Here is an 18,519-nt window from a genome sequence, read left to right on the forward strand (position 1 = left end):
TATGGCAAGAATACTTGTAGCGAATAAATTCTATTATCCAAGAGGGGGAGATTGTATTTATACGATCGACTTGGTTGGATTATTACAATCCCATGGTCATGATGTCGCGGTTTTTGCCATGCAGCATCCGGAGACATTGCAAACGCCATGGAATAAATATTTTCCGGAAGAGGTTAAGTTCGGGATGGGAGTGAGCTCTTTTAAAGCGGTTATGCGTCCATTCGGAACGGCTGATGTCATACAAAAATTCAATGCCTTATTGGATGACTTCAAACCGGATATTGTCCATTTGAATAATATTCATTCGCAGCTTTCTCCTGTTATTGCGGAACTGGCGCATAGCCGGGGAATCAAAGTCTTTTGGACATTGCATGATTATAAATTGCTTTGTCCTCGTTATGACTGTTTACAAAATGGAACGATTTGCGAACAGTGTTTGGATAATCTGCATAATGTGGTAAAATATAAATGTCTTAAACATTCATATATAGCGAGTTCTATTGCGTATCTGGAAGCCAGGAAATGGAACCGGGACAGGCTGGAGAAATGTACGGACCAGTTTATTGCTCCGAGCCAGTTCATGTTGGGAAAAATGAAGTCAGGAGGATTTTCCTCTTCAAAGATTACCCAGCTCTATCATTTTGTGGATAAAAAGAAATACGTGAATGTTGATTATAACAAAGAGGACTACTATTGTTATGTCGGACGTTTGTCTTCCGAAAAGGGAGTTACGACTTTAATAGAAGCAGCCAATCAGTTGCCATATAAATTAAAAATCGTAGGAGATGGCCCTTTGAAAGACGAACTGGCTGCTAAGGTAAATAAGGATGCACCGATTGACTTTTTGGGCTTTAAATCATGGGAGGAAGTAAAAACGATTGTAAGTAAAGCTCGTTTTATAGTTGTTCCTTCGGAATGGTATGAAGTTTTAGGACTTGTAATCATAGAAGCGGAATGTGTAGGAACTCCGATATTGGGAGCACGCATTGGTGCGATTCCGGAACTGATAGAAGAAAATGTAAACGGTATGCATTTTGAAAGTCGGAACGTTTCTGATTTATCAGGGAAAATAACCGAGATGTTCAATGCTTCCTTTGACTACCAGGCTATTGCAGAGAGAGCACAAAAAAAATTAAGCGCAGAAACATATTATGAGCATCTCATAAAAGTGTATGGTTTATAAACTGTACACAAGAAGTTTTTTTAATTAACTTGTCTTACAATACAGAATAGATTATCTTCGTTTTGTAAGAAAGAAACAATAAAAGCAAATGACTAATCAACAAAGTAAAATACAAAGTCCCACCGATATGTGTATCATTACAACCTATCGGTGCCCCATGCAGTGTAAAATGTGTGACATTTGGCAGAATCCTACGGAGAAAAGTAAAGAAATCCAGCCAAAGGAATTGGAACTGTTGCCTAATGTGAAGTTTGTCAATATTACAGGAGGAGAGCCTTTCATACGGGAAGACCTGGATGAAATTGTAGAAGTCCTTTTCAAGAAGTCGCCGCGTGTGGTTATTTCTACATCCGGCTGGTTTGAAGACCGTGTTATCAAATTGGCTGAAAAATATCCGAATATAGGTGTCAGGATAAGCATTGAAGGATTATCTCAGAAGAATGATGAATTGAGAGGCCGTAAAGGTGGATTTGATAAAGGCCTGAGAACGCTTCTTGCATTACGTGAAATGGGGGTTAAGGATATCGGATTTGGCATAACCGTATCGAATAATAATTCTGAGGATATGCTATCCTTATATCATTTGGCCAAACAATTGAATCTTGAATTTGCTACGGCTGCGTTTCATAATTCATACTATTTTCACAAGTATGACAATGTCATAACCAATAAGACGGAGGTTATTTCCAATTTTGAGAAACTTATTTCTTTGCAGATGCAAGAGTCGTCTCCCAAATCCTGGTTCAGGGCATTTTTTAATAACGGATTGATCAATTATATCGAAGGAAACCGGAGAATGCTGCCTTGTGAGGCTGGTTTGGTTAACTTCTTTGTCGATCCTTACGGCGAGGTGTATCCATGCAATGGCCTTGAAGAGAAGTATTGGAAAGAAAGTATGGGGAATATCCGTAATGTGACTGATTTTCAGGAAATCTGGCAAAGCGAACAGGCTCAAAGAGTCAGAGAACAAGTTCGCAAATGTCCTAAAAACTGCTGGATGGTAGGTACTGCGTCTCCTGTTATGAAAAAGTATATTCGCTATCCGTTGCAATGGGTTATAAAGAACAAAATGAATAGCCTGTTGAATAAGCCTTTGTGTTTGGAGAAGAAATGGTATGATGTGGGTCAGGATCCGGAGCAAGGTTCTTTAAAAGAAAAATTATGAGAATAGTGGTCGTCGGGCTAAGAGGCTTTCCTAATATACAAGGTGGAGTAGAGACACATTGTGAGGAGTTATTTCCCAGAATAGCAAAGATGGGACATGAAATCATAGTGGTCAGAAGGAAGAACTTTGTGAAAGAGAATCCTCCCCGCTCTGAATATAGAGGTGTTAAATTCAAGGATATTCCAAGCCCTTCCATATCGGGCTTGGAAGCCGCTGTTCATACCGCCTTCGGTATTTTGTATGCCAAAAAAGTGCGTGCAGACATTCTTCACGTTCAGGCAATAGGCCCTTCTGTTATGATCCCTTTGGCCAGGCTGTTGGGCCTCCGGGTTGTTATGACGCATCACGGTCCGGATTATGATCGGGACAAATGGGGAATATTTGCAAAATTCATACTTCGGTTAGGGGAACGTTTTGCTGCAATGGGGGCAAAGGATATTATATCCATATCCACTGTTATTTCGGATATTCTGAAAGAAAAATATAAGCGGGTAAAGCGGGTACACCTTATCTTTAATGGAATTACGTCTTTTGATGGAATCACTGATTCTACGGATTATTTGGATAGTATCCATTTATCTCCCGGTAAATATATATTGGCAGTCGGCCGGTTTGTGGAAGAAAAAAGATTTGACAAACTGATTGAGGCATATATAAAACTTCATCTTAAAGATTATAAATTAATAATTGCCGGGGATACGGATTATCCTACATCGTATGCACATTTTCTCAAGACATTCGCCCTTGAGAATGAAGTAATCATTCCGGGCATTGTCAAGGGGGAAAAGTTGTATCAATTATATAAACATGCAGCATTGTTTGTCCTTCCTTCTTCTCATGAAGGTTTGCCGATCACCTTGTTAGAGGCAATGGCCTGCCGGCAAAAAGTATTGGTCAGTGATATTCCGGCAAACAAAGCTGTCGGTTTGCCGGAAAAGAATTATTTCAAATTGGATGATATAGAAGATATGATGCATCATATTAAGGATTTGTTGAACAATGGACAGACGAATCAGACATATGATCTGTCAAAATACGATTGGGATAATATCGCAAAAGAGACAGAGAAGGTCTATTTGACAAAATAAAGGGCTGTGTCAGCAAGCGTGAAGGTCCTGACTCGTCAGGACCGGTTGTAAAATGGTATTGCAGTACTTCATGGGGCTATAGTGCCGTAAAGGAATGAATAACCCGGCAGATAGAATGAACGATGCGGAATGTGTGCCTCCTCCATACCTACCCGCTATTCATGTCACAGCCGTGAAACGAAAGAAATCCAATTGTAACATAGAAGGAAGACAGTTGTGACATGAAAGGAATACAGCCGTAACATGCAATAGAGGACCGATGTTTACCCGTTATTGATTCATTTTTTCTTGGAACTGCATCTGTATAAACTTAATATCCGAGGTGCTTCTTTAAAAACTCGGCAATCTGTCTTCCCATAGCATATCGGGAAAAATTTTCCAAATACATTTTTCTCGCATTTTCACCTATCTCATTTCGTCTCTTATCATCTGATAGAAACTCACATACCTGTTGTGCAAATAAATCTATATCTTTTGCGATTGCGACACCGTTATATCCATCTTTTATGTACATCTCTTGCAATGTGCTTGGCGTTGTAACAATAGTGGTTCTTTTCAACATCATGCTATTAAGCAAGACGGTGTCTCCGGAGCATATAGTTCCATCGTTAATCGGGATTATTACCAAATCAGCATTGGCAATCCAAGGAAATTGTTCATCTCCTGTGATATCGTTCCTTAAGATGATATTCTTGGGCAATTCCTTTTTAGGAATGTAGGTATCACTGATAATTACCAATCTGTGTTTTTCCAGACAGGGAGTACCCCAAACCGATACCAGAAAATCGAAATCCCTGTTTGAGCGTCCAATAGTCAAACTATAGTCGGAACAATCGACCTTTGATTGTTTCCAATTATCAAATAAGTCAGGAACACCAAACCCTCTTACGATGAATTTGCTTTTATCGACACCCAGTTCTTCGCTACAGCTTTCAACATAGTTATAGCTTGGCACATGCATAAAATCCAAATAGATATTATCTACGCAGTACTTCATGTATTTATAGTAAATGGAACCTAAGAATCCTTTCTTTCTTTTGTAAGTGAAATTCAGAGCAACGATTTTAGTGGATTTCTTGACTTTAAACAGTCTGCAATAGAAAGCCATGTTTAAAGCATAAAATTGTTGCCATCCCAACAACAGGTCGCATTTTTCCCTACTTAAAAAGAATAGTAAGGGAGCCATAAAGTATTTGATATAGCGGAATATATTGATAAGTTTATTTTTTTGTCCATAATCACTGCGTGCAACTTTGATTGTGCAATCTTCTTTCAAAACAGAAGAGATGGCTTCTGAAAAGGTTTGTACTTCTTCTCTATCACAATCAACAAATAAAATACATTTCATACTCTTAATGCTTATGATTATTTATTACGACTTGGAATTCAATAGTTTATTAAATAAATTCTCCCATTGTCCCATGACCTGTTCAACGGAATAGCGCATGATGTTGGATCTGGCTTTTTCTCCCATCCGGCAACGGAGAGGCTCGTCACCCATAAGAAGAGACAGCTTTTCTGATAAAGCTTGAATATCACCGACCGGTGTAATAAAGCCATCTTCTCCCTGTGATATAATTTCTGAAGGACCACAAGGTGCCGCAAAGCTTATGCATGGCAAACCGCATGCCATTGCTTCCGGTAGAACCATTGGAAAACCTTCGTAGCGAGAACTCATTACATAAATAGAGGCATTCAAGTACTTGTCGGCAATGTCACGTGTCGGTGGAAAAATATGTACGGAATCGCCAATCGCATATTGCTGGATAATTGATTGTAATTTTCCGTAATCTTCCCCTTGTCCATAGATGGCAAGCTGCCAGTCCGGATGCTTTTGAACCACTTTGTTCCAAGCTTCCAGTAGCATGTCATATCCTTTTTGCACGGTTAGCCGTCCTACGCTGATTACTTGTTTGTTCAGGCAAGTGGAACTTTTTTCAGGTATGAAGGATATTGCATTGGTGATTACATGTAGATTTCGGATATTTTTCCAATCTTTCGCATCTTCTTTTGTCAATACTACAAATGCATCATAATGGTTGATAAATGATTGTTTACGCCATTCTTTCGTTAAAGCAAACCACTTCTGATATGTAGGGGCTCCGTTATATTTGAGTTCAATAGCACGCGAATAGCGGGAAAAATGATATTGCAATATTTTCAGGCTTCCGTCTTTTAACGAGTGAAGAAAAGAGAGTTCGTGATCAAATAGGGAGATTGTAAAATCCGGTCGCAATACATGCAAGAGTTCATTTAACTTGCGTTTATGCTCCTTTCCTTTCCGTATCCGATTCCATATCTTCACCGGAGACATGGAGTTATTAACTGCCTCGTAACATATGTTGAGATTATGGAAATTAATTTTATCGGAGAATTCGAATGCCGGCTTTTCCCGTTGAGGAATCTCTGTTGTCACAATATGTACGTCATGTCCATGTTCTGCAAAATGATTTGCTTGGATGGAGAGTGTTCGTTCTGTTCCTCCAGCCCGTGAATGGTCGGAAATACAATATACAATTTTCATGATACGATAATTTAAATAGAATGGTGTATCTTTAGTTTTGACATATCTGCTTAATATTTTGTATACACCAATTTTAAGCTGCCCAGCCCCATTTTTTCCTTTTCAGCTATACTATATAAGATAAGCATTTCATTTGCTGATAAAAATTCAATGGCAGGATAACAAGCTGAATATCCTTTTTTATTTTCAAGGATGGACTTTCTTTTCCAGCTTTGGCCTTCATCCATAGATCCTGCAACACAGAGAGGCATCCGCTCTTCATTACTCATATTCCAAACAGCGACAAGAGCATCCGTGTATGGATTTCTGGCAATTGAAGCTGGCGACAAAGGTGATTGGAGGGTACTGGATGTTACTTTGCTCCAGGAATACCCTTTGTCTTTCGAATATGAATAGTATTGCCATCCCCAATTTGTCCTGATATACATCAGGACATTTCCATTTAGCAATTCTATGATTCCCGGTTCTTGAAAAATCAAACCTTTTTGAGCAAAAGGAACAGAGTTACCTTGATGCCAGGTTTTTCCTAAGTCATCAGAATAGTAACAGTAGATTGTGCCGTTCCCTTGAAATACTCCATCCTTAAAAGAATGTTTGGATACAGGGATTACAATTCTTCCCGTCGATAATTGAATTGCCCGGCTATTATTCATTACGAAATATCCACTTTCCGGCTTGATACATGCTATCGGCTCAGACCAGGTTTCAGCGTCGTCATTGGAAAACCTGACAACAGGATAGCAATCCGTATTACTGTTTTTTACAAGATAGAACAAGGCGATCGTATTGTTGCTTAACTTCAACAGGGAGGCCGACATGACGTTTAAACTATTTTCCCGGTTTATAAATTCAGTTTCCTCAGACCAACTTTTTCCTCTGTCTGTAGAAATACGCTTAACTAACGTTGCCGGGCTATGATCATAAAAATCTCCGTGAAATTTTGTGTACACTAATAGAAGGAGATTTTCTCTGATCTGTATAATATCCCCTTCGCTTCTTCTTGGTATGTCCAATGATGATTCGATAAATAGTGATTCTGATTTTAATGCATAGGTTAAGATTTCTTCTTCTATTTCTTCCGAAGAACAACTAATGAAACAACAAACGAGGATAAAATAAATCCAGTTGAAATTTACATTCTTAGCCATATCGAACCGTTAATTATTGTTTCGTAAAGATATAACAATTACTCTATAAATCTTGCTCTTATAGTATTTTTAACATGTCCTTTGATTCTTGATTTTTTTTACATCCTTGAGGTTACATCCCGTACATCCGCAACACGGATCACCGGCTTTGGGAGGATGGGCTAACTGCTTGTATATTTTCCTGCCTATATACAAGAGGACGATGAGACCAATGATGATAATTGCTATTTCTTGCCACATGGTGAAATGTTTTGTTGTTTATCCGAATAAATTCATAAAGAAATGTCCTGTCTGGTAGACAAGGCATGAGACAACCCATGCCAGCGTACAAGTATAAGCAATCACGAAGAGCCCCCATTTCCAGGAACCCGATTCGTTCACTATCGCAGAAATGGTTGCGATACAGGGGAAATAGATCAGAACAAAGAGCATGAAACTCAACGCGATCAGAGGCGTGAACACAGGTTCGCCCTCTGCATTCCGGTCTTGTTTCAGGCGTTCGGTAAGAACCTGTTCGTCGTCTGATTCTCCGGTATATAAAACGCTTAATGTGCTGACAACAACCTCCTTGGCTGCCATGCCAGTCAGCAGGCTGACGCTCATTTTCCAATCGAAGCCTAACGGATGAAGTATGGGCTGTATCGTTTGGCCGATACGTCCGATATAGGAATTTTGCTGATGCTCCATCGACTTCAGACGTTCCAGTTCGGCTATCGCTTCTGTTCTCTTTTCCTCGTTTGTTTCGGTTTGTTCTATTTCTGCAATTTGTTTGTCGAAAATGTCTCCGCCTTCCGAGTGGCGCGGGAAATAGCCGAGGAACCAGATGAGGATGGATGCGATCAGGATGATGCCTCCCATCTTATGCAAGTATTGTTTGGCTTTTTCCCACATATGGATCACGATAGACTTTCCTGTCGGCATACGATAGGGGGGAAGCTCCATTACGAACGGCACGTCTTCCTCGTTAAAAAGGAAACGCTTGAATAAACGCGCCATCAGGACAGCCAGCAAGATACCCGAAGAGTAGAGGATTAACATCACTGTTCCTGCCGTTTGTGGGAAGAAAGCTCCCGTCAGAAGGACGTAAACCGGAAGACGGGCGCTACAACTCATTAACGGATTGACCAGCATGGTTATCATCCGGCTATTCCGGCTTTCGATCGTACGGGATGCCATGATGGCCGGAACGTTACAACCGAACCCCATTACAAGCGGAATAAACGATTTTCCGTGCAGCCCCATCTTATGCATGATTTTATCCATGATGAAAGCGGCACGTGCCATGTAGCCCGAATCTTCCATAAAGGAGATGAATGCATAGAGTATCAGGATGTTGGGCAGGAATACGATAACACCTCCCACACCTCCGATTATGCCGTCTACCAACAGGTCTTTCAGCGGTCCTTCGCTCATGTTGCCTCGTACAAACTCACTGATCCAGCCTACGAGCGACTCGATCCATCCCATCGGGTATTCGCCGACACGGAAAGTCGCTTCAAACATAACCCACATGAAGAGGATAAAGATCGGGAAACCTAAGACTTTGTGGGTGACAAAAAGGTCGATGATCTGTGTGCTGGTTGCTTCATGTATCTTGTTTGGCTCGTATGTCTCGCGCAGCGCACCGGAGATGAATCCGTAACGGGCGTTCGTGAAAGCTGTTTCGCAGTCTTCTTTCAGAAGCGCTTCGATCTGTGCTGCGCAGCGGTCACGTTCCTGTATGACGGTTTCGGATCCGGGTAATGCCTTTACAAACGATTCGACTTCGGGATCGCCTTCAAGGAGTTTGATAGAAAGGTATCGTTTGGAAAGGCTTTTTGAGACGTTCCCATTCAGTTTCAATTCGTGTCTTACACTGTAAATGGCCTTTTCCAACACATCGCCATAGTTGATATGGATATGGCGGAGCACCGGGTCTTCCTCTTCATACACTTTGATAACCCGATTAAAAAGATCTTCTATGCCAAAACCGGTTTTACTGACTGTCGGGACGATCGGAGTACCGATCATGCGTGCGAGCGATTCATGATCGAACTTATTGCCATGGCGTTCCAGCTCGTCGTACATATTGAGAGCGATTACCATACGCATATCCATGTCGATCAGTTGGCAGGTCAGGTACAGGTTGCGTTCGAGGTTGGATGCATCGACTACGTTGATGACTACGTCCGGCTGCTCTTCGTTCAGATGTTTGCGGACGTAAAGTTCTTCCGGCGTGTAAGCCGACAACGAATAAGTCCCCGGCAGGTCTACAATCTTAAACGTATATCCGTTTTGATGGAATGTTCCGGCTTTTGCATCGACTGTCACGCCACTGTAGTTTCCGACATGTTCGTGCGCGCCGGAAGCAAAGTTGAATAATGATGTTTTGCCGCAATTGGGATTACCCACCAATGCGACATTGATCGTCTTTCCTTTGTGCATGGCCATGGCCTGCAAGCTTTTGTTGGATGGCAGGATATAGGAATCGGCCGAACGGTTTTCCGGTTGAAGCGTGTCGGCTTCTGCAAATTCGGCAGCACTGACCACCTCTATCATCTTTGCGTCATTTCGTCTTAAAGAGACGTCATAACCCATTACACGATAGTGGATTGGGTCTTTAAGTGGAGCGTTTTGTATGACATCGACTTCTTTCCCCCTGATAAATCCCATTTCGATAATGCGTTTGCGGAAGGCTCCGCGTCCCATTACCTTGACTATAACCCCTTTTTCGCCTGTGCGAAGTTCCGATAATCTCATCTTTTTTTAATCTTGCGCAAAGGTAGTATGAAATGGTAATATGGTCAATACCGTATTGTAGGTATTTTTTGTTAGTTTTGCGTTTGAAAAGGCTTTAATATACACTATGCGAAATAGAGCGATATTATGTTTAGGGTCCAATTGGGATTGCGAATCGAATATACATTCGGCGGGTGAGTTGTTGCGGGGATATTTCTGCCCGATACACTTCTCGGAGCCTGTTTATACGGAACCTGTCGGGTTGCCTGCCTCGGGGTTATTCCTGAATCAGGCGGTTGTAGCCTATACAGACTGTTGTCTGGAGGAGGTGAGGCGATCTCTAAAGGAGATGGAAAAGGTTTTGGGCCGTATGCCGGATAGCAAGGAAAAGGGGCAGATCCCGATTGATATAGACCTGCTCCTTTGGAATAACGAAATATTGAAGCCTGCCGACTGGGAAAAGGAGTATGTGCAATTACTCGTGTCTTCTGCTTTTGAATCCGGCCAAAATGATATAAGGAGAGAGGCGGTATCTGAAAAAATCAATATGGTCGAGTAGAAAGTTCGCCATCCGGGCCAACATTCTTGCCAAAGGATTCTTCCGGGAAGTATAATAATGACCGGTACAAACAGCAAGAGTATGACCATGAGGCCGCAAGTATTGGGCATATTCTTCAAAAGGAAGGATTCGTTCCATATAATTGCCTGTTTCCGGGTCGCATGTGTTATGCTTGTCTTGGAGGGAAGGAATTGTGTACGAACCTGTTCCTTCCATATTGTTTGATTGTATGAAGTATTTGATGTCGTCGTAGATCATCCCCCGTGTGAGGGCGGCATATTCACGGGCTTTCTCAGCCGGCATATCCGGATAGGTCCGGGTAATGAATTCCAAACGTTTGGTGTAATAATTGGGAGTGATGATATTCCCTTTTTCATACATATCCATCTCTTTATATAGTTGTCTCTTTTTCCGGATATTCATCGGATTGGAGCCGGTTGTGAATACCATGCCCAGCTCTTCGTTGATGGATGTCAGGTCTGCAAAGAAGCGGCGAAGATTGTATATATGTTCGATTACGTCGATCGCGATCAACAGTTCGGGTTTTGCCTGATTCTCTTTACACCACTTTACCAGGTCGGGGGAATCGCCGCAAATAATCACGTCCGGTCCAGCCAGGTCCAATGCACGACTGATCTCTCTGACCGCGATAACAGATTGCGGATTTCGGTCGATATATATGACTTGTTTGACATTGATAGCTTTCAGTAGCAGACTTAAAAAGCCACATCCGCCCCCATAGTCGACTATAGTCAAATCTTTATGGTCTTTTTTGAGGGCTAAAACACTGATGAATAAAGTCCTGATGTAAATGTCTTTATAATAGGATATAACAGGCGTTATGTGTGCAAGATATTGCTTATTGTAGTCACTGATAGGCAATTTGTTAAAATCATAATTGAGTACCTTCTCAATGAACTTTTCCATTATATTTTTAAATTCTTCAATTTCCATAAATAAAGTTGTTTAGACGTTCGCCTTGATATTGATTGGAGTAGGTCGGATACAGAGCGTTGCTCCGTTGTTCGACCGATTCCGGGTTTATTTCCGTCTGCATCAATTTCCCGCAGGTACGGATCATCTCCTCCGGTGTATTGGCTATATGGCAAAGTTGTTCCAGGCCGCTACCGGTTACCATCAGGCTGTTTACCATCGTATGCCGTCCGGCAAAAAGGCTGTTCAGCAGTTTCAGCTTCAAGCCGGTTGCCTGGAAAGTAACCAATGCATGCACTTGTGCTTCGTGTATCAGTTCGCCCATCCGTTCTTCCGTCGGGTTGGCTTCGATATGGATATTCGGGAACGGTGCGGCTGCTTTCAATAAGGAAGAGGGCGGATTCATACCGGCGATAATACAGCGGTTATTCAGTTTGCTGAATACGTTTTGGATCAGGAACAGGGCAGCCTGCGTGTTTTCGATAACCGACAACTTGCCGTGATACAGGATGAAATCGGATGAACCGGGCTTTACCGTAATCCGGTCATTCGTGTGAAAACAAGGCATAAATTCGATCCGCTTGTCCGGAAACTGGCGGCGCAGATAATCCGTGTCGGTTGTCGATACGGCGATCACCAAGTCGGCATGTCTCACTACTTTTTGGTATCGTTTGAAGCGCCAAGCCTCTATCCGGAAGAAACATTTCCGGACCGGATGACTTTCTGCTTGTGCCAGATGATTGTAATAATCATGCTCTATATTTGCTTCCCGATATATCTTTATCCGGTTTTTCAGCCGGGGATCACTCATGTAATAACAGCAATGAAGCCCTTCGAACAGGATCGGGTAATCGTTTTTCAGCAGATTGGCGATCAATTGCGGTTCTTTGCGGCTGTACACATTGTAGGGCAGCAGGCTGATGTTGGTACGTAATCCCGTATGTCGTTTGTAATAATATACCTTTTCACACATCGCCTCCAATTCAGGTGAATGTGGCCGTTCATATTCGAAGCAGTGCAGGATGATTTTTACACCACACTGGCGTAATGCCTTCATCTTATAGTACACATCGATAATCCCCCCGTAATTGGCCGGCCAGGGGATATTGAATGCGATTATGTTCAGGTATTTCTCCATGTCTGTCATTTGCTGTTCAGGCGGGTAAAGATACGCATAAATTGCTCCGCTTGTCTTTTACGGGAGAAATGTTCGATTGCTTCCCGGTCCACCTCTATGTGCGTATATCCCTTTTCCTGCCAGAAGAGATAGTGTTGCAAGATAAATTGGTAAACTTCATCTGCTGTCCGGGCTGCTAAGCCGGTATGGGTTTTGTTGATGGCGGATTCCAGGCAACTTTCGTCACTCTTTACGCAAAGCAAGGGTTTCTCGACAGCCATTGCTTCAAAAAGTTTGGTAGTCATAAAACCTTTGGGGCCATCGGAAGAAAACTTATTGGCCAGTTGCAGCAAAATAGAACTGCGGTTCAGGATGCCGGGGATCTCGGATGCCGGGACATAATCGGAGAAATCCATGTACCGTTCGATCGGATAGGATGCTGCCGCCTGCTTTATCATGGTTGCCGATTCGGAATCGACATACCATTGTATCCGGAACTGTTCCGGTGAAATGCGCTTTTCCCGGTCGAGCCGGTCGATGGCTTCAAAGAGAAGGCGCGGGTCACGGGTTGCCAGACTGATCAGACGGCCGGTATAGGTTATGACGAAACAGGATGTCCGGTGTTGTTCGGGAAAAAAGATTTCCGGATCGTAGCCGTTATAAATAAGTTCCGTTTGCAGGTTGTATGCCTTAAGTTTCTCTACGTGCCAGGGGGAAACGGTCGTGACGCAATCCGCTTTCTTCAATGCTTCATTCCTGTCCCGTAGCAGTTTGTTACGGAAAGCAGTGGTAACTTTCTTATCCAGCCAGGGGAATAGCCGGAAGCTGTGAGCAATATATTCGGTAGCGGCATATTGCTCGATGATATCACGCAAGTCGGCAACAAACGGAAGATGGTATTTCTCGGCCAGTGCTTTGGCTGCCGGTAGAGGAAAGGCCCGGTAAGTACTGCAAAGTATTCCGTCGTAACCGCCCTCTTCCAGTAAACGTGAAGCCGCTTTTGCTATCTTTTTATCTTTATAGTGAAAAAGGAAGTCCAGAATAAGCACGAATATCCATTCCAGTTTTCGCAGGATTCCTCCTTTCGAATGGAAAAAGTTGATGTAAGTGACCGGAATGTCACCTTGCAGGAAGGAAAAAGTCTTGTCGTCGATCTGCTCGGTGACCACGACAGGAGTCCATCCGGCCCGTTTCATGTATTTGCATAAATACCCCATTCGAGGACCGAAAGCGGGGGGAAACATATCACATAATATCAGTATCTTCATGCTTTCTTTAGTTCTTCAATGATGGCGGCAAATAGCTTGCGTTGCCAGTCGACGGAAACATTTGGTTTGATTCGGTCGGTAATGGAATCGTTATGCCAGAGTAAAACCAACTCACCGTTGCTCTCTGCTACTTGTCCGGCCAATTGTAGGGAGTAGGCCAAGGCTTCCTCATAGCTGAGATTCATGTACACCGGTTCGTTCAGGCTGCATTCCATAATGGTCAGCGGGTGGAGGAGGAGCGACGAGATCCGTTTGTTTTCCGGATTGATCCAATGTACGGGGCGGCAGGTTCCGAGACGAAAACCGGCCACATCGGGATAACCCATTGTGAAATCGTCTGTTATTCCGGCTTTTTCCAACCAGTCCATATCTTCCGGTTCGCATGAAGCCAGATAATGGTGGCGGTTGTAGTTAACCGCTCCTCCGACCTGTTTCTCCAACAGTTCCTTTTCAGCAGCAATAAGCGCCGGGGTCTTGCCGGCATCGTAGCTGGCGTGCAGGCCGATTCGGCCGTTTTCAGCTTTGCAGAGGAGCAATAACTCTTGCAGCTCTTTTGAATGCAATTTATAATAAGGCCTGTCGTAAACGGATGATCCGCCCGATTTGATAAAGAAAACAGATTTACAACGTTCTTTACTGATGGCCTTTTTCAGTTCATTTCCTTGTTCCAATAGCCAGGGAAACGTGTAGAACGGGTCTTCCCGCAACGGGCCGCAGAATATTTTCCACGCTTGTGCGAATCCGATGCCTTTGACCGTTTCCCGTATCAGATTGCGGAAAGTCCGGCAATAGAAAGGGGCGTCCACATCATGTGTCAGCCATACTTTTTGTATCTGTGGGGTCGGATCGGTTGCCGATTGCACGCGCGCCTGGCGTAACCAGCGGCGCAGCAGTTTCCCGTATTCATCAACGATCGGGCGATGGATGAATCCGGCTTTATAGGGTAAAGACTCTTTTCCGGGGAAGCGGCCGTGTATGTCCCGCACATTCCGTTTCCGTATCTCTTCATATCGTGTCAGGAGGAAGTAGGCGCTGGCAACGATGTCGGCATGCACCACCCATGTATCGCCGTACCATTCCACCTTTGGGGAACCGAATAATAAGGGAACACCTTCAATTTCGTTTAGTGGCAGTCCGGGCATGGACTCGGCTGTCCCGTAGACTTCATCCCGGAAGAAAGGAGAGGGGATGATGACCACGCGATAGTGGGAGAACTTGTTCGGGTCCGAAGTGTAGCCCACCAGGCTGCTCAACGTACCGGCTCTTTCTCCCCCGATCAGAAATTTGATGATGTATTTGATAAAGTCCCTCATGATCAATTTACTGTTTACAGGAACAGGCGAACGACTTCGAACGCTTCGGCATAAGGGCAACCGGCTTGTACGCCGCGTGCCTTAGCCAGCGAAAAGATAAACTCTTCGGAGAGATAGTCGCGTGCTCCCTGCGATTCGTATGCTTTCAATGCTTTCACTTTGGCCTGGATGTGTTCCCGGCTCAGTTCGACGAAGCATTGCGTGTTGAATGTCAGATTGTTCCAAATTAGTTCGTAGCCTAATAAGGTTGTGTTTTTGAAAGCCCGCAAGCCTTCCTGGGCGATTGTCGTATGATCCTGGTGGATGTCGTGCAGGCTCGGGATAAAGACCAGATCAAAGTTATTCGCTTTTTTGAGGCGGATCAGTTCTTCCAGTATTTCTTGTCGGGCATATCCTAATTTGCGCACTTCGTAATTGTAAATGATAAGATTTTCCGGTAATATGCCTAACAGAGTGGTTGCCTTTTTTACTTCCGTTTTCAGGACATCCTTCGGGAAACCTTCGGGAACGGACTGTTGGGCGGTAGAGAAAGCGACATAGGTTACTTTCTTTCCCAATCCTACCAATTTGCTTATCGTTCCTCCCAATCCTAATTCCCCGTCATCGGTGTGGGGGGCTAAGACCAGTATGTTGTTGTAGCTGTTTAACATGCTAATTCTGACTTATGAATTATGAGTTATAACTCTTTTCATTTTTAAATAGACTCTATTTAATAAACTTAGTTTTCCTTTGGTTATTGTGAAGAAAGGCGTTTGAATTGCACCAAATTCTCGGAAAAAGCGTTCGACTCCTGGTATCATGGATCCTTCAAAGTCGAATATGTCTGTAAATTGTGAGACGTAACGGATACATTCCCATAATATTAGGCTATGCGCACCGGATTCCCGTAATGCCGGATCGCCTCCGCCTGCCAGATACCAAGCCGAACTTTCTTGCCAGACGATAAAAACGGCTGCGTGCAAACGTCCCTGATCGTCGTATCCTCCCCATAAGTCTCCCTGGTTTCGTTCCCGACAGACGTTGATCAGTTTTACCAGTATTTCCGTATCTTCCTTATTCGTAGTATGCTGACGTTCGAATGTCTGTGCCTGTACTTTCAAGAATTCTTCGATGGAAATACCTCTCTTAACAGTGATATGATATTTGTCTTTTGCTTTTGTGATGTTCCGGCGGATATTGGGACTCATGTTTTCCCGGAGTGCGTCTGCATCCTGAATACCTTTCAGCAGGTATGTATAACGCGTAGTTTGTTGGTAACCCTCCCAATAGAAAGGCAGCCAATCGGTAATATCATAATGGAAGTTTTGCAGGAAATGCGGATAAGGTTTCAAGTTTTCCAGTAATTGTTTGCATAAAGCCTGCCGCCTGCCTAATGCCTTCGTGTATTTGGTGTCGTCGGATTCGGGTGCGAACCAGGGACCCATCGTCTGTGTACAGGAAGGCATCGAAATAATATTCCGTTGCGGAATGTAAAGCGGCATGGCTGCCATGATTTTCCCTTTTTCTTCCACCAACAAGACCTCCCATCTGTCTTTGCCGCAAACCGTATCGAGCCACCAGTCACGAGAGAAAATAGGAATGCTTTTCTCAGTGCTGCAAAGTTGATGGTATTTGTCTTTCATTTTTAATGTATGATTTAACTGTTACTTTTGGCTTGATCCAAAAGTAACCAAAAGATCAAGGCCGAACCCGCTTCGCTACTCCGTTTTCCTTCGTTCGCTGTCGCGTCTGAAACTCGCTTCGCTCAGACAGCAGACGCTCCGGGCGCTCACTGCGGTCACTGTGCTTAACGCTCACCGGCTTAGGCCGGAGGTAGAGCCTGACGGCTCTGTTGAGGATTGTGATACCGGTAGTTCCTTTGCGATCCCGCATCGAGTGCGGGAACAGGGAGCATCCTTGTCCCCGTGCTTGACACGGGGCCGCAGAGGAACAGACGGTTCGGCCTTGACCTTTTGGTTACTTTTGGGTCAAGCCAAAAGTAATTGAATGATCTTATCCTTTCAATGCCTCGAATATCAAACCCGACAGCTCTTCTGCCAGTTCCGGGTTATCAGCAATGCACTGTTTGGCGGCATCGCGTCCTTGACCTAACTTCGTATCGTTGTAGCTGTACCATGAGCCGCTTTTCTTGATGATGTTCAACTCGGCTGCCAGGTCGATGATTTCACCGGCTTTGGAGATGCCTTCACCAAACATGATGTCGAACTCAGCCTTGCGGAAAGGAGGTGCCACCTTGTTCTTTACCACTTTGACGCGTACCTGGTTTCCCTTGATTTCGTCTCCGTCTTTCAACTTGCCGATGCTGCGGATATCCAGACGTACGGAAGCATAGAACTTCAGGGCATTACCGCCGGTAGTCGTTTCGGGATTACCGAACATCACACCGATCTTGTCACGCAACTGGTTGATAAAGATACAAGTCGTATTTGTCTTGTTGATGGCCGCCGTCAGTTTACGCAATGCCTGAGACATCAAACGCGCCTGCAAACCCATCTTGCTGTCACCCATATCGCCTTCGATTTCAGCTTTTGGCGTCAGGGCGGCAACAGAGTCGATAACCACGATGTCTACAGCAGATGAACGGATCAACTGTTCCGCGATTTCCAATGCCTGTTCACCGTTGTCCGGCTGCGAGATCCAGAGGTTTTCCACGTCTACTCCCAATTTCTCGGCATAGAAACGGTCAAAAGCATGCTCTGCATCGATAAATGCAGCGATACCGCCTGCTTTCTGTGCTTCGGCTATCGCATGGATGGCCAGGGTTGTCTTACCGGACGATTCCGGACCGTAGATTTCGATCACACGGCCTCTCGGATAACCGCCTACGCCTAAAGCAGCGTTCAAAGCGATAGAACCGGTTGGGATCACTTCAATATTTTCAATACTTTCGTCGCCCAACTTCATGATAGAACCTTTTCCGTAGTTCTTCTCAATCTTGTCCATTGCTGCGCGAAGCGCTTTCAACTTGTCTGTGTTCACAGCCGCTTTTTCGGCTGCAGGCTGCTTGCCTTCTTCGAATAAATCTTCTTTTGCCATTTCCTTTTTATAGATTAAGGATTTGATTTGCATGGTCTTTAGTCTTCACCTCTTTCGGGCCGATGATGTTGGTAACGATACCTTCTTCATTGATTATAAAGGTGGTACGGAGAGTCCCCATGTATGAACGTCCGTACAGTTTCTTTTCTGCCCAGACCCCGAACTGCTGTTGCAGGGTCGTATCCGTATCAGCGATGAGGCTGAAAGGAAGTTCCTGTTTTGCGATAAATCCCTGGTGAGACTTGGCGCTGTCTTTGCTGACACCGATCACTTCGTAGCCTGCCGCCCGCAATTCTTCGTAACCGTCACGAAGGCTGCAAGCCTCGGCCGTACAACCGCTGGTGTTGTCTTTCGGATAGAAATAGAGGGCTAACTTCTTTCCTTTGAAATCGCTTAGCTTTATCTCTTTTCCGTTCTGGTCAAGTCCCAATACTTCGGGTGCTTTATCTCCTATTTGTATTGCCATA

Annotated in this window: 16 protein-coding genes; 4 read left to right on the top strand and 12 right to left on the bottom strand. The window is 44.0% G+C overall.

What is annotated here, in order from left to right; all coding sequences use genetic code 11:
- Position 1 precedes the first annotated feature (1 nt).
- The 3 genes from DWU89_RS09835 to DWU89_RS09845 all read left to right on the top strand — a co-directional run bounded on the left by DWU89_RS09835 (position 2) and on the right by DWU89_RS09845 (position 3,436).
- Positions 2-1,183, top strand: a complete 1,182-nt coding sequence (locus DWU89_RS09835) for a glycosyltransferase (RefSeq protein WP_115499475.1) — start codon at positions 2-4, stop codon at positions 1,181-1,183.
- Between the two features lie 88 nt (positions 1,184-1,271).
- Positions 1,272-2,348 carry a radical SAM protein gene (locus DWU89_RS09840; protein WP_115499476.1) on the top strand — a complete coding sequence of 359 codons (1,077 nt, stop codon included), beginning with the start codon at positions 1,272-1,274 and terminating at the stop codon, positions 2,346-2,348.
- Positions 2,345-3,436 (top strand): glycosyltransferase family 4 protein, encoded by a 1,092-nt coding sequence (locus DWU89_RS09845; RefSeq protein ID WP_115499477.1) that lies wholly within the window; start codon positions 2,345-2,347, stop codon positions 3,434-3,436. The genes DWU89_RS09840 and DWU89_RS09845 overlap by 4 nt, the downstream gene beginning before the upstream one ends.
- 310 nt (positions 3,437-3,746) lie before the next feature.
- Here DWU89_RS09845 and DWU89_RS09850 read toward each other — a convergent pair whose 3' ends face one another.
- The 4 genes from DWU89_RS09850 to feoB form a co-directional block, all read right to left on the bottom strand.
- A complete protein-coding gene (locus DWU89_RS09850; RefSeq protein ID WP_115499478.1) occupies positions 3,747-4,784 on the bottom strand; it encodes a glycosyltransferase in 1,038 nt (345 codons plus the stop codon).
- 24 nt (positions 4,785-4,808) lie between these two features.
- The gene (locus DWU89_RS09855) at positions 4,809-5,960 is read right to left on the bottom strand and encodes a glycosyltransferase family 4 protein (RefSeq protein ID WP_115499479.1); all 1,152 of its coding nucleotides are present in this window, start codon (positions 5,958-5,960) and stop codon (positions 4,809-4,811) included.
- 50 nt (positions 5,961-6,010) lie between these two features.
- Entirely contained in the window at positions 6,011-7,108 is a 1,098-nt protein-coding gene (locus DWU89_RS09860; protein ID WP_115499480.1) for a sialidase family protein, read from the bottom strand.
- 258 nt (positions 7,109-7,366) lie between these two features.
- Positions 7,367-9,847, bottom strand: a complete 2,481-nt coding sequence (gene feoB / locus DWU89_RS09870; RefSeq protein ID WP_115499482.1) for a ferrous iron transport protein B — start codon at positions 9,845-9,847, stop codon at positions 7,367-7,369.
- A gap of 106 nt (positions 9,848-9,953) precedes the next feature.
- Here feoB and DWU89_RS09875 point away from each other — a divergent pair, with 106 nt between their 5' ends.
- On the top strand, positions 9,954-10,385 hold the full coding sequence (locus DWU89_RS09875; RefSeq protein ID WP_115499483.1) for a 2-amino-4-hydroxy-6-hydroxymethyldihydropteridine diphosphokinase: 432 nt from the start codon (positions 9,954-9,956) through the stop codon (positions 10,383-10,385).
- On the opposite strand, the gene DWU89_RS09880 is transcribed toward DWU89_RS09875, so the two are convergent.
- From DWU89_RS09880 to bcp, 8 genes are all read right to left on the bottom strand, one after another.
- Positions 10,302-11,312 carry a methyltransferase domain-containing protein gene (locus DWU89_RS09880; protein WP_158543361.1) on the bottom strand — a complete coding sequence of 337 codons (1,011 nt, stop codon included), beginning with the start codon at positions 11,310-11,312 and terminating at the stop codon, positions 10,302-10,304. The genes DWU89_RS09875 and DWU89_RS09880 overlap by 84 nt on opposite strands.
- Before the next feature lie 16 nt (positions 11,313-11,328).
- Positions 11,329-12,456, bottom strand: a complete 1,128-nt coding sequence (locus DWU89_RS09885) for a glycosyltransferase family protein (RefSeq protein ID WP_115499509.1) — start codon at positions 12,454-12,456, stop codon at positions 11,329-11,331.
- A gap of 5 nt (positions 12,457-12,461) precedes the next feature.
- Positions 12,462-13,703, bottom strand: coding sequence for a glycosyltransferase (locus DWU89_RS09890; protein ID WP_115499485.1), 1,242 nt, complete (start codon positions 13,701-13,703; stop codon positions 12,462-12,464).
- Entirely contained in the window at positions 13,700-15,016 is a 1,317-nt protein-coding gene (locus DWU89_RS09895) for a polysaccharide deacetylase family protein (RefSeq protein WP_115499486.1), read from the bottom strand. The genes DWU89_RS09890 and DWU89_RS09895 overlap by 4 nt, the downstream gene beginning before the upstream one ends.
- Before the next feature lie 14 nt (positions 15,017-15,030).
- Positions 15,031-15,666 (bottom strand): PIG-L deacetylase family protein, encoded by a 636-nt coding sequence (locus DWU89_RS09900; RefSeq protein WP_115499487.1) that lies wholly within the window; start codon positions 15,664-15,666, stop codon positions 15,031-15,033.
- A gap of 12 nt (positions 15,667-15,678) precedes the next feature.
- Positions 15,679-16,638, bottom strand: a complete 960-nt coding sequence (locus DWU89_RS09905; RefSeq protein ID WP_115499488.1) for a GNAT family N-acetyltransferase — start codon at positions 16,636-16,638, stop codon at positions 15,679-15,681.
- A gap of 370 nt (positions 16,639-17,008) precedes the next feature.
- Entirely contained in the window at positions 17,009-18,052 is a 1,044-nt protein-coding gene (recA, locus tag DWU89_RS09915) for a recombinase RecA (protein ID WP_115499510.1), read from the bottom strand.
- A gap of 7 nt (positions 18,053-18,059) precedes the next feature.
- Positions 18,060-18,518 (bottom strand): thioredoxin-dependent thiol peroxidase, encoded by a 459-nt coding sequence (gene bcp / locus DWU89_RS09920; RefSeq protein ID WP_115499490.1) that lies wholly within the window; start codon positions 18,516-18,518, stop codon positions 18,060-18,062.
- Position 18,519 lies beyond the last annotated feature (1 nt).

It is taken from the genome of Parabacteroides acidifaciens (assembly GCF_003363715.1).
Classification (GTDB): domain Bacteria; phylum Bacteroidota; class Bacteroidia; order Bacteroidales; family Tannerellaceae; genus Parabacteroides; species Parabacteroides acidifaciens.

What these genes read in the sequence shown, in the direction of transcription:
- DWU89_RS09835 (WP_115499475.1), top strand. Translation starts at nt 2, where the DNA reads ATGGCAAGAATACTTGTAGCGAATAAATTCTATTATCCAAGAGGGGGA.
- DWU89_RS09840 (WP_115499476.1), top strand. Translation starts at nt 1,272, where the DNA reads ATGACTAATCAACAAAGTAAAATACAAAGTCCCACCGATATGTGTATC.
- DWU89_RS09845 (WP_115499477.1), top strand. Translation starts at nt 2,345, where the DNA reads ATGAGAATAGTGGTCGTCGGGCTAAGAGGCTTTCCTAATATACAAGGT.
- DWU89_RS09850 (WP_115499478.1), bottom strand. Translation starts at nt 4,784, where the DNA reads ATGAAATGTATTTTATTTGTTGATTGTGATAGAGAAGAAGTACAAACC.
- DWU89_RS09855 (WP_115499479.1), bottom strand. Translation starts at nt 5,960, where the DNA reads ATGAAAATTGTATATTGTATTTCCGACCATTCACGGGCTGGAGGAACA.
- DWU89_RS09860 (WP_115499480.1), bottom strand. Translation starts at nt 7,108, where the DNA reads ATGGCTAAGAATGTAAATTTCAACTGGATTTATTTTATCCTCGTTTGT.
- feoB (WP_115499482.1), bottom strand. Translation starts at nt 9,847, where the DNA reads ATGAGATTATCGGAACTTCGCACAGGCGAAAAAGGGGTTATAGTCAAG.
- DWU89_RS09875 (WP_115499483.1), top strand. Translation starts at nt 9,954, where the DNA reads ATGCGAAATAGAGCGATATTATGTTTAGGGTCCAATTGGGATTGCGAA.
- DWU89_RS09880 (WP_158543361.1), bottom strand. Translation starts at nt 11,312, where the DNA reads ATGGAAAAGTTCATTGAGAAGGTACTCAATTATGATTTTAACAAATTG.
- DWU89_RS09885 (WP_115499509.1), bottom strand. Translation starts at nt 12,456, where the DNA reads ATGGAGAAATACCTGAACATAATCGCATTCAATATCCCCTGGCCGGCC.
- DWU89_RS09890 (WP_115499485.1), bottom strand. Translation starts at nt 13,703, where the DNA reads ATGAAGATACTGATATTATGTGATATGTTTCCCCCCGCTTTCGGTCCT.
- DWU89_RS09895 (WP_115499486.1), bottom strand. Translation starts at nt 15,016, where the DNA reads ATGAGGGACTTTATCAAATACATCATCAAATTTCTGATCGGGGGAGAA.
- DWU89_RS09900 (WP_115499487.1), bottom strand. Translation starts at nt 15,666, where the DNA reads ATGTTAAACAGCTACAACAACATACTGGTCTTAGCCCCCCACACCGAT.
- DWU89_RS09905 (WP_115499488.1), bottom strand. Translation starts at nt 16,638, where the DNA reads ATGAAAGACAAATACCATCAACTTTGCAGCACTGAGAAAAGCATTCCT.
- recA (WP_115499510.1), bottom strand. Translation starts at nt 18,052, where the DNA reads ATGGCAAAAGAAGATTTATTCGAAGAAGGCAAGCAGCCTGCAGCCGAA.
- bcp (WP_115499490.1), bottom strand. Translation starts at nt 18,518, where the DNA reads ATGGCAATACAAATAGGAGATAAAGCACCCGAAGTATTGGGACTTGAC.